Annotated in this window: 9 protein-coding genes; 5 read left to right on the forward strand and 4 right to left on the reverse strand. The window is 44.9% G+C overall.

The window, feature by feature from the left end; genetic code table 11:
• Window positions 1-32: 32 nt before the first annotated feature.
• The 4 genes from K0O23_RS20120 to K0O23_RS06180 are packed head-to-tail and all read right to left on the reverse strand — an operon-like array spanning window position 33 to window position 5,771.
• Complete coding sequence (locus K0O23_RS20120) at window positions 33-311, reverse strand: TSUP family transporter (protein WP_246596954.1); 279 nt, start codon at window positions 309-311, stop codon at window positions 33-35.
• A gap of 14 nt (window positions 312-325) precedes the next feature.
• Window positions 326-1,477, reverse strand: coding sequence for a serine hydrolase domain-containing protein (locus K0O23_RS06170; protein ID WP_219876506.1), 1,152 nt, complete (start codon window positions 1,475-1,477; stop codon window positions 326-328).
• A gap of 9 nt (window positions 1,478-1,486) precedes the next feature.
• On the reverse strand, window positions 1,487-4,678 hold the full coding sequence (locus tag K0O23_RS06175) for a hypothetical protein (RefSeq protein WP_219876507.1): 3,192 nt from the start codon (window positions 4,676-4,678) through the stop codon (window positions 1,487-1,489).
• A 4-nt stretch (window positions 4,679-4,682) separates the two neighbouring features.
• On the reverse strand, window positions 4,683-5,771 hold the full coding sequence (locus K0O23_RS06180) for an NAD(P)/FAD-dependent oxidoreductase (RefSeq protein ID WP_219876508.1): 1,089 nt from the start codon (window positions 5,769-5,771) through the stop codon (window positions 4,683-4,685).
• 81 nt (window positions 5,772-5,852) lie between these two features.
• On the opposite strand from K0O23_RS06180, the gene K0O23_RS06185 reads away from it, so the two are divergent.
• From K0O23_RS06185 to K0O23_RS06205, 5 genes are all read left to right on the forward strand, one after another.
• Window positions 5,853-6,488: an MBL fold metallo-hydrolase gene (locus tag K0O23_RS06185; RefSeq protein ID WP_219876509.1), complete on the forward strand. Its 636-nt coding sequence runs from the start codon at window positions 5,853-5,855 to the stop codon at window positions 6,486-6,488.
• A gap of 20 nt (window positions 6,489-6,508) precedes the next feature.
• Entirely contained in the window at window positions 6,509-7,213 is a 705-nt protein-coding gene (gene pssA, locus K0O23_RS06190) for a CDP-diacylglycerol--serine O-phosphatidyltransferase (protein ID WP_219876510.1), read from the forward strand.
• Between the two features lie 221 nt (window positions 7,214-7,434).
• Complete coding sequence (gene porU / locus K0O23_RS06195; RefSeq protein ID WP_219876511.1) at window positions 7,435-11,283, forward strand: type IX secretion system sortase PorU; 3,849 nt, start codon at window positions 7,435-7,437, stop codon at window positions 11,281-11,283.
• Between the two features lie 51 nt (window positions 11,284-11,334).
• On the forward strand, window positions 11,335-12,450 hold the full coding sequence (porV, locus tag K0O23_RS06200; RefSeq protein ID WP_219876512.1) for a type IX secretion system outer membrane channel protein PorV: 1,116 nt from the start codon (window positions 11,335-11,337) through the stop codon (window positions 12,448-12,450).
• Between the two features lie 17 nt (window positions 12,451-12,467).
• Entirely contained in the window at window positions 12,468-13,754 is a 1,287-nt protein-coding gene (locus K0O23_RS06205; protein WP_219876513.1) for a M16 family metallopeptidase, read from the forward strand.
• The last annotated feature ends 775 nt before the right edge of the window (window positions 13,755-14,529 follow it).

Consider the following 14,529-nt stretch of genomic DNA (forward strand, 5'->3'; position numbering starts at 1 on the left):
TTTTCTTCCAAAGTATAACTTGCCAGCGGCTGTCACTCCGAGATAAGCACCAGCAAACCTGCTCCTGCAAAAGCGGCCACCATTGAGGGCAGGCCAAATTTCAGGACCACTGGTAACTGAGCGTGCCTGCCTATTAAGGTCAGTTTAAAAAGATTGTTCAGGAAGTGAACCACAGCAGTAAGCGCAATGGCAATATCGATGGGGAAGAATAAGGCAAAAACCGGCACTAGCAAGGTACCTAAGCCAAAACCTGAGAAAAAAGTTAAACCGGATGCTATAAATGAGGTAATACAGATTAACAGGTATTCCATCCGGCAAGCCAGCTTTAAGGAATCATTTTATTAACGGCATCGATCATAGTCAGCACTTCGCCGGGATGCTTGCCTACACGTTCTGCCCGCTCTTTACCTAATCGCACCATAACAATGTTCTTCTCCGGAATTACAATAATGTACTGGCCAAGTATACCACGTGCATAGAAGATACGCTGGCCTTTGTAATCCGGCAGCAGCCACCACTGGTAACCGTAAAAATCAACCTTTTCCTTATCATTCGCATCTATCAGACCATTAGGCGTAATCGACGCTTGCACATAGGCAGGCGGCACAATGGTATCGCCTTTCCAGATGCCGTTGTTCAGGTAAAGCTGGCCAATACGGGCAAAGTCGCGGGCATTGGAGTAAAAGCAGCAATACGCTTTTTCTATTCCATTACGTTTGTCTAAGCTCCATTCTGCATCTTCTTCGGCTCCTAATGGCTTCCATAGCTTCTCCTCTGCCAGTTTACTCAGACTTTTACCGGTAGCAGCCTCCAACACAAGACCCAGCACCTGCGTATCGCCACTTTTATAACTAAACTCTCTGCCTGGAGTCTCAACGGCCTTTAGCCTCTTAATTACTTTTCTCAGGTCGGTGCCGTAATAGGCCTCAGTAGTAACAGAAAGCGGACTACTGTACGATTCGTCCCAGTTCAAGCCGGAACTCATCCAGAGTAAATGTTTAATCCGAATCTTGGCTTTATTTCCTTCCCTGAACTCAGGCAGAAAATCCGCCACCGGCTGCTCTACACTTCTTATGTGCCCATCCTTTATCGCTGTCCCCACCAGAATGCTTACTATACTTTTAGCCATCGAGAAAGAGTTACTCAGCGACTCCTCCGAATAACCATCCCAATACTGCTCGTACAGTATAGAGTCGTTTTGGATAACCAGAAAAGCAACAGAATTAATATCCAGGTGTAACTGCACCAGTTCGTCCGGCAAACTCACTTTATTATAGGATTTGGCCAGGGGCCAGGGCTGAGATCTGCGAGGGGCGTCTATTTCACGCTGATCGAATATGTCGCGGTCATCTATATCGGCAAAGTTGTATACCACCGCCTTGTACAGGTAATTCTTATCAGCCATGTGTATCCAGGCTGCCCCTAATGTTAGCAGAAGTATAGCGCCTATACCAAAGCGCTTTGTCTTTCTATTCATGAGGTGATGTTAGAAATCGTAGCCCAGTGTTATGTAAAACTTAGGCCCTTTGCGTTCATAGTCTTCTTCGCCCCAGGCTACATCAAGCTTACCGTACACTCCCAGCAGTGTGGTGCGGGCACCAAAGCCATAGCCTAGCAAGAATGGGTTACGGTAGTTAATTACAGTTATTTCAAATGGGTCTACTTCAGTAGGACTTGTTCTGCCGCCTATCACACGCGTGTTAATAGAGTTATTGCCTGTAAAAGGGTTTGATCCGTTGTAGGCCGAGCCGGCATCAGCAAAGGCTGTAAGCTGCAGGTTGCGAAAAAACCCGGAAGGTATAGGTCCATTATACAAATATTGCACGATCGGAACCCGTAGTTCCGCATTAGCCATCAGGTATTTGGTGCCGTTACGAGTGTTAAAGCTAAATCCTCTTAATGGTGTGGCATACTCCAGGTAAAACAAATCGGCAGGCGACTGTATCAGGATATCATTCTGTTCAGATTCTTCGTCATCATCGGCTAGCAGCCAGTTATCCATACCACCTATCAGGAAGCGCTTCGGAGAGTTGCCAAAAAATGACCCATAGCCAATACGGGTGGCAAGTATAATTTGGCGGTGCAGCTTTTGGTAGTGGCGTAAGTCAACGTAAAATTTACTGAAGTTTACTGATGACTCATCAAATCCTCTGAGTGAAAGTATACCCACTTTCATTCGGGAGCCCTCACGCATATTAACCCCTGTAGACACAGAGTTATCATACACCAGTTCTACATTGGCGCCCCCAAAGTTGGTGATGCTATCTGGTGTGGCAAAGCTATTTACAAAAGTAAACCTGGTGTTTACAAACTTTGGCTGCGCCCTTAAGCTGGTACTGTGGCTAAGTGGGTACACCAACGTAGGCGAAAACTCATTTTTAGAGAAGCGGAGCCTTGCACCTGTTTCGGGCACTTCGGTAAGTATAATATCACGGCGGAATTGCATGCCCAGGTCTACACGGTTCTTCAGGTTCATGTACTCGGCCCAAATACGGCTTGTCTCCAAGTCTGTCCGGATAAAAGCACTCCCTCTGATGTGGTGGTTCTCGAACAGGTCGCTCATATTTACGCCGGCTACAATACCGAAACCTAACTGTGGGTCTGCATAAACGGAGGTAATTATTTCGTGTACGCTGAAACGAACGTCATAATCCAGCGGGCCGGCGATTTGCTGGTTTGCAGTTGCTGTTGTAGCACGCTTTACAGGCGCAGTATTTACTTTGGCACTATCGGTTTTCGCTGCCTGTTTTTCGTCTGCACTAAACTGGTAATTGTCAATGTTGATTTCGCCGTTTGTTCTGGCTGGGACTTTCTTTTTGGATTCGCTCTCCAGCAACTTGCGTGTTGCCGCTGACTGCTGTGGCACCCTGACTCTGGTCTCCAGTATAATCTGTCGTGATGTTTTGGGCAACTCCTGCAGCGAAGTAGGAGCAAAATCTGGCAACAGGTACACAAAATCACGGGAGCGGTCTTTTGCCACAAAGGCTAATGTGTTATTACTGGCGTTATAGTCGTAATCATCTATACCCTGTATAAAGTTTGTAAGCGGCTTACTGGTGCCTGTGCTAATATCATATCGGTATATACTTCTTATTCCACTTGCTTCGCTCAGGTAAACAAGGTTGCCGTCGTCGGTGGCGCGAGGTCTTAACTCACTGGCAACAGAACTGGTAAGCTGCCTTAGGTTTACTCCTTGCTGGTCCAGTAAAAAGATATCGTAATTATTAACAACGCTGCCAAACGTAGCATCAGGCGCAGTACCGGTAGTATCTACCCAGCGGTTAGAGCTAAACGCGACTCCCTGACCTCCACGCAAAAACACCGGATGTATGTCATCATAAATATCCTTGGTTAGCTGTTTCTGTAAACGCCCGTTGGCATTGAGCAGGAAAATATCTGTCTGCCCATCCTTTGATGCACTTACAACTATACTTTGGCCGTCTTCAGAATAGCTCATATTGTATACCTGTGTAAACTGGTCCAGGGTAACGGCAGGCGTGGTCAGGTTTTCGTAGAGAGGTAATAAGGTATAACGGTCGCGGGCATCTACCTGGCGCAGCGTCATTTTGCCTCGGCGCGCCTCAATAAAACCCAGTTGGTTGTTAGAGCGCCATGCCAGCACCGGCAGTTCGTAGTCTACCATCTGGTCCATGGTTTTGTAACCGCCTCGCCATACCACCTTGTCTTTCCTGGTACGCACTTCCTGCACAATTATCTTAAAGTTGCCATTATCCATCTCGGCATACGCCAGGTGGGTACCGGCCGGGTTAAGCGTAGGTTCAGAGTATCTGTGCCCCTGCTTATTTTTACTGAACAGCCTCGTAGCAGCAGGCACAGGAACCAACTGGTTTTCTGAACTGGTATTTATCTGAACATAGTAGTTGTTCCAGTCTTGTAGAAAGCGTTTGTAAGGTAAGTTCAGGCTGCTGGTAATGCCAATTTCTACATCGCGGGTAATGCGGGTAAGGTTAAGTATGTTCTGGATGGCAGTATAGCCATAACGCTCGGCAATGTAGTTCCAGATAGACTGCCCGGTAAGTTCTGCATCACGGGTAAAGAACAGTTGCGGGTTTTGTTTGGCCTCCTGCTGCATATCGCGCATAAAGTTATCCATCTCTATACTCCAGCCCTCGGCAGTATAAGCCGCCACACCGCTGATAAACCAATCTGGCAGGCGCAGCAGGTAACTGCTCTGCAAAGCTTCTTTCAGGCTGCCGCCATACATCATGTCGTTCAGGAGCAATTCGGTAAGCGTAAAGCTCAGGTCACGTTTAAACTCAGTTTGGGTGCCTTCAAATGCCAGCTCTATCTTGTTCTTCATAAACAGGGTTTCGCCTCCTGTCTGGTACTGATCCTGGTCCAGGCCTATGTTGCTTTGGCGCAGATCTGTGGTAGAGTTGTAAAGTATAAGCGTGATCTTGGAATATGGGTAATACCCAATCAGGCTGGTAATGCGCTTCAACTCTTTTTCGGCGTACTCAGCTGCGTTAATGGCTGCCTGTTTACCTCCGCTGTAAAAGTAGATGTTGAAATTCTGGGTGCTGTACAGCTGCCAGTCAAAGTTTTTATATTGAATGCGGCTCTTCCCGAAAACGTCCCGTCCAGGTTGTGCCTGTAGAGTGTTTACCGTTAACGAGCTCAGCAAAAAGAGCAACAATAACCTTGTATATAAACGCATGCGCTTAGGGTTGATGGTTCTGGTGTTTTATGTAGTCGTAATATAACGAAAAATAACGCGAAATGTGTATCTCCGGGAGCAGGTCAGTTTTGCCTTCCAAAGCATCTGCAAGATTTTCAGCCAATAAAGGAGCCATCATTACGCCTTTGGACCCCATGCCGTTAAACACACTAAGCTGCTTATGCTGGGGGTGCTGCCCTGCCAATGGATGTCTGTCGCGTACAGCCGGCCTGATACCTGCCCTGTGGTTAACTACCTGAAAGTGCTGTGAGGTAATCTGGCTAAAGCGCTCTGAAAGTTCTTCTTTACCCGCCTCCGTAGGTACTTCGTCGGGATGGCGCCAATCGTAAGTTGCACCAATTTTAAACTTCCCTCTTCCAATGGGAACAACGTAAACGGCTTTATTATAGATGCATTCGGGCTCAAAATTATCTGTTTGCACATCCAGCACCTCTCCTTTGGTTGGCTGTAAAGGCAACCATTTAAAGTATGGATTGTTCACAGCCTGATACCCCTCGCAAAAGATCAGGTGCTTCGCTTCTATGTTTTTATACCTTACGCCCTGCGCTGTTAAGTTTAGGCTTTCTATCTCGAAGCGCTCCGGTAATAGTTGGTTCTGCTGCAGTAACTCATTTGTCAACAACCTCAGCGTATCCTCTACTTTAAGATAGCCCCCTTTGTTGATCATGATACCACCCAACGAATCTTTTATACCTGGCTGATTTATACTTTGGGTGTAGGTGCCTGCAATATACCCCTGCCAGCCTTCCGAGGAGCTTTTTGCCATCCAGGTGTTTTGCTCTTCAATGGTAGAGAATATTTTGTAGATAGGCTTGCGAATGTATAGCTGCTGTCCGTAACGCTGCTCCAGTTCGCTGTACAATGCATTTGCAGCAGGTATAAAGGCATCTGCCATCCATGATTTTGCAAACCGTTTCCCAGCTACCGGGTTTACCAGGCCAGCCGCTACCTTTGAAGCAGTATTTAGTCTGGGTTCATCAATCACAAGCACATGGTAGCCTCTTTTGCGTAAAGTAAAACTTAAAAAGGCACCTGCCAGGCCATGTCCAACAACTATAAAATCGTAATTCATAGAGGCAAGTTACAAGATGTACAGGTGAAATTCGTAACTTAGATGCCGATTTTGTGGGACAGAAAACAAAAAGTATACCCAATGAAAATTACCTGCCTTACCTTTAACCCGTTCCAGGAAAACACTTACCTACTGCACGACGACACCAAAGAGTGCGTGGTAGTTGACCCGGGTTGCTCAGACAAACACGAACAGGAAGAACTGAAAAAGTATATTTCGGATAACAACCTGAACGTAGTGCGCCTGCTAAATACGCACTGCCATATAGACCACGTGCTTGGCAATAAGTTTGTAGCCGACACCTATAATGTGGAACTGGAGATACACCCTGAAGACGAGCAGGTATTGCGTGCTGTGCCAACCTATGCATCAAACTATGGTTTCCCGCAGTATGCCGAGCAACTGCCTGGAAAATACCTGAAAGAAGGCGATACCATTAAATTTGGAAACACTGAGTTGGAAGTTATTTTCGCACCGGGCCACGCGCCTGGCCATGTGGTGTTCTACAATAAACCGGACAAAACTGTGATAGGTGGCGATGTGCTTTTTCAAGGAAGTATAGGCCGGACAGATTTACCTGGCGGCGACTTTGATACACTGATCCAAAGTATAAAAACAAAGCTTTTTACCTTACCCGACGAAGTTACGGTTTACCCGGGCCACGGCCCCGAAACCACCATCGGATACGAGAAAAAGTATAACCCTTTTCTGCGGTAATTAAGCTGCCGCCTTCTTGCATGAAAAAACATATACCTAACGCCATTACATGCCTCAATTTATTTGCCGGCTGCCTGGCTTTATACTTTGCCTTTAAAGGTCAGCTGGTTTATACTGCATACTTAGTAGGCATTGCCTCTGTGCTCGATTTTCTGGATGGCATGGTTGCCCGTGTGCTGGGCGCCTATTCCGAAATTGGCAAACAACTTGACTCCCTGGCCGATATGGTTTCCTTTGGTGTAGTGCCCGGTACCATTATGTTCATACTAATACAACGCACTGCCGACACCTTTCTGGGTTTCCCGATAGAAACTGTAGCTTTCTTTGGGTTTCTGATCACGATCTTCTCAGCGCTGCGCCTGGCCAAGTTTAATATAGACACCCGCCAGACAACCTCTTTCATTGGTTTGCCCACACCTGCCTGTACTATTTTTGTGGCATCGCTGCCGCTTGTATTGGAGCACGGTGATCTAGCTCATTATGCCGTTATACTTAACCCATGGGTGCTGGTCATACTTACCATGCTGCTATCTTACCTGTTAGTGGCTGAACTTCCGCTGTTTGCATTAAAATTCAAAAACCTTAACTGGCAGGATAACTCTGTGCGGTTTATTTTCCTGATTCTGTCGGTTATCTTAGTGGCTCTTCTTAAGTTTACTGCTATACCACTTATTATAGTGTTGTACATCGTTTTGTCTATTATCAAAAAAACTTCGCACTCGTAAAATACATTTGCGGGATTAATGTCATGTTGTGTTTGAAATTGCATGACTCACACGTTAATACAAGGTTGCCTGACTTGCACCAGACAGATTAAGAAGCGTTAAACTTCCAGAGCAAAACCCTTCTGGAATACAATATTTTACACGTATATTTGTTACTTAGCAGAGGCTTGGCATTGCTCACAAACTAAAGCACGCTTCTTTAATAAAATTACGGTTAACTAATGGGGCACTTTCGACTCGTTTTTGTAAGCACGTTACTTCTTTTAGGTTTACTTACCTTTCGTACCAACGCCCAGCAAAGTATAAGTATAAACTGGCAAGGTTACGAAACTGTGCTTCCTGTCGATAACCTTCCTGACAAAGTTCCTGCATTCGAGGGAGCCACAGTAGACCCTACAGAGCGACTTCCCTACTACCGTTTCCGGTTACCCCAGGATATAGAGAATCTAGCTCTTACGGAGGCAACTTATCAACCATTCTCTGCAGAAGACCAGAAATTGTTCGGCAAGTATAAATTTGATTATTCTCCAGTAGTACATTTCGTTAACGGCATCGAAAATAAAACACCTGTTGCTGTGGTAACAATATTGCCCATCCGCAGGAATCCGCAAAGCAATCAGTTAGAGAAGCTTATCTCCTTTAGCTACAAGTATAATCAGGCACAGGCAAAGGCAGCTAATGCCCGCACCAGTACTGCAAGCTTTGCCAGCAATTCCGTGCTAAGCAGCGGCAACTGGTATAAACTAGCCGTAACGGCATCAGGAGTATACAAAATAGACAGAAGCTTGCTGCAAACACTAGGTATCAGCACACAGAGCCTTGACCCCAGAACGATACAGCTTTTTGGCAACGGAGGTGGTATGCTGCCACAGCCAAACAACATCAGCCGCCCTGACGACCTTATAGAAAACCACGTTATGGCTATAGGCGAAGCTGATGGCCGCTTTGATGAGAATGACCACGTACTGTTCTATGCCCAGGGCCCGCACACCTGGGAGTATGACGAAGCACAGAAACAGTTCAAACACAACTTTAACGTATACTCCGATACTGCTTTTTATTTTCTGAGAGTAGGTTCAACACAGGGCAAGCGCATCACTACCAGGACACAGGCATCAGGAGCATCTCAAACAATTACCAGTTATAATGAGCGCCACTTTCATGAGCGCGACCTTAAAAACATGGTCTTCTCGGGCAGAGAATGGTATGGAGAAGAGTTCAGTTCTTTTGTTCCGTCGCATACTATCAGCCTGCCTATATCAGACATTGTACCTGGCTCTGACCTAAAGCTAACGGCCTTTTTGATGGCTAACTCCCCAACAGAGACCTCTTTTACCATCAAAGTAAACAATCAGACACTTGGCAGCCAAGCTATACCTTCACGTGGTACATACAGCTATCACCCCAACGGTACCAATAGTATAAGAACCTATACCTTAAACCAACAGGCACTTGGAGCACCCGCAGCCCTTGAAACAAACCTTACTTTTAGCACAGGAGGCAGCTCTACCTCGTTGGGTTATCTTAATTATCTGCAGCTAAATTATGAGCGGCAACTAAAACTTAAGGGCGAGCAAACTAGTTTCAGATCGGTGGCAAGTATGGCTGCGCCAGTAAGTATATTCCGGATCGGAGGTACTTCGTCCGGCGCCATGGTATGGGATGTTACAGTTCCGTTTGCTCCTGTAATGCAGCAGGTAGATGCCGGCACCGATCTTAGTTTCAGCACCTCTACCGCCATACTTCGTGAGTTTGTAGTACTGCAAAGCAGCATCAGCAACAAACCAATTGCAGCAGGCAAGGTAAACAATCAGAACCTTCATGCCCAGAACCAGAACGGTGATCTGGATTTTGTGATCATCACCAATCCTAGATTCCTGCAGGAGGCAAACAGGCTGGCAGAACACCGTAGAAAACATAGCGGCATGCAGGTGCTGGTAACAACTACCACACAGGTATTTAATGAGTTCTCTTCAGGAGCGCAGGACGTAACAGCTATACGTGATTTTATGCGTATGCTTTATAAGCGCAGCAACAAAAGTGGCCACGACCACATGTACCTGCTGCTACTGGGCGATGCTTCTTATGACTATAAAAACCGACTAAGCAACAACACTAATTTTGTGCCTATCTATGAGTCAAGGCAATCGCTACACCCTATCTCCAGTTACTCGTCAGAGGATTATTTCGGTTTTCTGGATGATGAAGAGGGAGAATGGATCGAATCTACGTTGGGAGATCATTTGCTGGACATAGGCATAGGAAGGTTACCTGCAAAAACAGCTGCAGAAGCAGCCACAATGGTTAACAAAATCATCAACTACGATAGCCCGACTCACTTTGGCAAGTGGCGCAGCAGGGTAACCTTACTCGCAGACGATGGTGATTACAACGAACACCAGAACGATGCGGAGTTCCTGGCCAACTTCCTGCAGCAAAACGCCATCAACTATAACCCGAATAAAATTTACCTGGACCTTTACCGACAGGTATTTGAAGCTAACGGTCAAAGCGTTCCCGATGCCGTAGCCGCCTTAAATAAAGCTATTGAACAAGGCTCTCTAATAACAAATTACACAGGCCACGGCAACGAAGTAAGCCTGGCGTCGGAGCAAATTGTTACTATACCCAAAATAAATAACTGGAAGAATAAAGACAGGTTAACCTTTATACTTACAGCTACCTGCGAGTTTGGCCGCTACGATGACCCTACTGGCGTATCTGGAGCAGAGACGGCACTGCTGCACCCTGACGGCGGAGCAGTAGGTCTGATTACAACTACTCGCCCTGTATACTCTAACGGTAACCGCGTGCTTAACCGCAATTTTTTCAAAAGCTTTTTCACACCCGCCCCAGGCGCAAAAACCCGTTTAGGCGATCTTGTACTAAGCACCAAAAACAATAGTATTACAGATAATGTAAGCGGATCGAAAGGGGTGAACAACAGAAACTTTTCTTTGCTGGCAGACCCTTCGCAACAACTAGCTTCTACTGCCTTAAATACTGAAATAACTCATATTAACAACAAGTCTGTTGCTGCCGATACACTTAGCGCCCTTGGCAAAATCAACTTGAAAGGGCGGGTGTCAACAAATGCCGGAAGTATAGCTTCCGATTTTACCGGAGAGGTACAGGTAACTGTGTACGAAAAGCCAATTACTCTCAGAACATTCGGTGATGATGGTTCGCCACCTGTATCTATCAATGTGCGGGAAAACGTGCTCTACGATGGCAAGGCTACTGTAAAGAATGGACTATATGAACTTAGCTTTATTGTACCCAAAGATATTGCTTACAACTATGGTCAGGGAAAGATTTCGCTTTACGCCAGTAATAATGTACAAGATGCCTTGGGAGCAAATCAGTCTATTATTATAGGTGGCACCACTAAAAACGTACAGGCAGACAATACCGCTCCTACCCTGCAGCTGTACATGAACGATGAATCATTTGTGTTTGGTGGTACTACAGGTAAGGACGCAGTGCTATTGGCAAAGATCTTTGATGAAAGTGGTATAAATACAGCTGGGCTTGGCATAGGACACGAGATAACAGCAGTGCTGGATGAGAAGCGTGACAACCTGATCTTGCTAAACGATTATTATACTTCGGAGCCAGACAGCTATCAGTCAGGCCGTATAAAGTATTCTTTCAAGGATTTAGAGCCCGGCCCGCATTCGCTTAGAATCAAAGCCTGGGACACGCATAATAATGCAGCAGAAGAATATATAGAGTTTGTTGTATCTAATGATAGCAAAATTGCGTTAGAGCATGTGCTGAATCATCCTAACCCGTTCTCTACAAAAACAACTTTTCATTTTGACCACAACAGAGCCGGCGAAAACCTGGATATACAAATTCAGATATTTACCATATCAGGAAAATTAATAAAGACTCTTGAAACCACAAGCCATGCGAGTAAGTCACATTTCTCAGAATTATCATGGGATGGAAAAGATGAATACAATGATATACTGGGTAAAGGCGTTTATATTTATAAAGTGAATGTAAGATCGCAGCAAGATGGCTCAAAAACATCTAAATTTGAAAAGCTTGTAATTTTAAACTAAATAGTAACTCAATATTTCTATATTTGATATAGCGTTATCAACAAACAACCTATGTATAAAAGAAGTACTTTAATAAAAGCTTTTGCATTCGTATTAGCGTTTGCTTCGGCTCCTTTTGCTTTCGCACAGTCTACGGTTGGTAGCAATGCAGTAACAACTGCAGTTCCTATCTTAACAGTTGCACCTGATGCACGATCTGCCGCACTCGGAGATGCCGGTGTGGCAATCAGTCCGGATGCCAACGCACCATTCTGGAACCCTGCAAAACTAGGTTTTGTGCAGAATGATCTGGCTGTAAGCTTTTCGTACTCACCATGGCTTCGCAATATAGTAGACGATATGTCGCTTAGTTATCTTTCAGGTTACAAAAAGCTAAATGAAACGTCTGCCTTATCCTTCTCACTTTTATACTTTGATCTGGGAGAGATACAGTTTATAGACGAGCAGCGCAATCCGATCCAGGATTACAATCCTAAAGAATATACTATATCTGTAGCGTATGGCCAGGCTCTAAGCGAAAACTTTAGCCTTGGTATCGGAGCACGCTTTATTCATTCAAACTTGGCTGGTAATGTAAACGTTGGCGGCTCTACTCAATCCTTTGAATCTGAACCAGGCAATACTGCAGCTGTAGACGTAGGCGTATACTATAACAAAGACTTGGGCCAGAAAATTAATCTAGGTTTAGGTGCAAACATCTCAAACATCGGTGGTAAAATATCTTATACTACTAAAGATGAGAAAGACTTCCTTCCTACTAACCTGAAACTAGGTACAGCAGTTACCTATAACCTGGATGCTTATAATAAGCTAACCTTACTGCTAGATGCAAACAAATTGCTGGTACCTTCACCAGGAGCGGACAGCACACAAACTGTACTGAGCGGAATTTTCACTTCATTTGGTGATGCGGAGGGCGGCTTTAGTGAAGAGTTGCAGGAAGTTAATCTGTCAACAGGTGTTGAATACTGGTACAATGAGTTATTTGCTGCCAGAGTAGGTTATTTTTATGAGCACCCTGAGAAAGGCGGCAGAAAATACTTCTCGCTTGGTCTGGGCCTGCGTTACCAGAAATTCGGTATAGATGCTGCTTATCTTATACCTAACGATCAAAACAACCCGTTGGCACAAACCCTTCGCTTCAGCATTGCGTTGAACTTAGAATAACAGAATTAAAAAGAAGAATGCTTGATAGAACAAAAGCTCCTGAAATACACGAAATAGATGCAGTGACTCTGCAGATTGCGGAAGTAACACATTTAGATAACGGAGCAAAATTACATAGTATCATAAGCGAAACCCAGCCTGTAATCAGGCTGGATTTTGTTTTTAAAGCCGGTAAATGGTACGAACAAGAGAATGGAGTATCAGACTTGAGTTCTAAGATGCTACTGGAAAGTACAATTAATTTAACTGCTAAACAGATCGCTGAGAAAGTAGCGTTCTTTGGTGCATCATTGGATGTAAACCATGGGTACGACAGAACAGAGATAACGCTTTATTGCTTGTCGAAATATGTAGAGGAGTTACTTCCTATTGTACTAGATGTGTTGGAGAACCCATCGTTCCCTGAGAATGAATTTAACCTCCTAAAGCAACGGTCTCAGCAAAACCTTAAAGTACAAAGGCAGAAGAACAGTTATCTTGCTACGCATGCTTTTACGAAACAGATATACGGTGCAGAACATCCTTATATTTTCGGCTATGATGAGCAGGGTTTAGACAAAATTGATCTCTTAAAAACTAAAGAATTCTATCAACAGAATTTCCTGACACAGGAGCTGGAAGTATTTGCTTGTGGGGCCATAGATACTTTACTGCATCAGCATCTAACAGAAAGTATAAGTAAACTTAAACTGGAGCAGGCAGATAAAGCAAATAGAGAATCTCTATATGTTCCATTAGCGTCACAGGCTAAAACGGAGCTAGTAGAAATGCCAGAGAGCCTGCAATCTTCTATAAGACTAGGAAAACAATTCCCTTTAATGAATAGTGAAGATTATCACAAGCTATTAGTGATGAACGAGCTATTAGGAGGATATTTCGGATCTAGGTTGATGAAGAACATCAGGGAGGATAAAGGCTATACCTATGGTATATATTCCGCTATATCTCCCAAAGAGCACGATACCTTGTTCTTTATTGGAACAGATGTTAAAAGCTCAGTAACGGAAGACACCATTAATGAGATTAAAAAAGAACTAGCTCTGCTAAGAAACAAAGAAGTCCCGGAGGATGAGTTAGCTACAGTTAAGAACTACATGCTGGGCAAGTTTCTAAATGATATTACAACAATTTTTGAGCAATGCGACAGATATAAAAGAATTGTACTTTATGATTTGCCACAAAACTTTTACAATAATTATATCACAACAATAAGAACGATCACAGCACCAGAAATTCATGCTCTTGCTCAACAGTATTTGCAGGAGAATGATCTTCATATTGCTGTTGCCGGAAAGTATAGTTAATTACCACTATAACTAAAATCAAGAGGGGGGTTGTCCAAAAGGGTAGCCCCTTTTTTGTTTATTAGCCTTTTGCTATTTTAGCAGTAATGAGAAGGCGCAATGTTGATTTAAAGGAACAGCCAGGCCATCGGTAGACATGTTTCCCCAGAGCATCGGGGGCCGCATCACGGAGGGACGCCGGAAAGAAATAGACGCCCAGCGGCTCAACTAGGAGATCAGGCAGCTCAACCAGCGGGTCAAGGAGCTGGACACAAAAAGCCCGTAAGCAGGTAGAGAAACAGAGCATCTGCCGCGGCAAAAGTACGAGGAGGAGTTAGAGAAGCTTGGTGACAATAACAGCAAAACTGACAAGAACGCTACCCTTATGATAATGAAGGAGGACCACATAAAGAACGGGAAGTTGAAGCAGGCCTACAACGTACAAATCAGCTAGGGGAACCAGCTCATTCACCAATTTTCCCATGTACCGCAGGGCCGGCGACACGGCCACGCTGATCCTCCACCTGGAGCAGTTACAGGTACATTAAAAGAGCAGTCCAAAGAAGTTGTGACCGATCAGAATACAGCTGGCTTGAAGAGCACTAGGTAACCCGAAGAACACAACATTTTTCAGCAGTTAGTATTGGCTTAAGGCTACTTCTTCTTTGTTACGGGTCAAAAAAAAACCGGGGCAGCGTCCTTATGGGATGCTGCCCCGGTGTTGGGGTTGGCGGCCACCTACTCTCCCGGGTGTGACCCCAGTACCATCGGCGCGTCCGGGCTTAACTTCTCTGTT

This window comes from Pontibacter aydingkolensis (genome assembly GCF_019443125.1).
GTDB classification, from domain to species: domain Bacteria; phylum Bacteroidota; class Bacteroidia; order Cytophagales; family Hymenobacteraceae; genus Pontibacter; species Pontibacter aydingkolensis.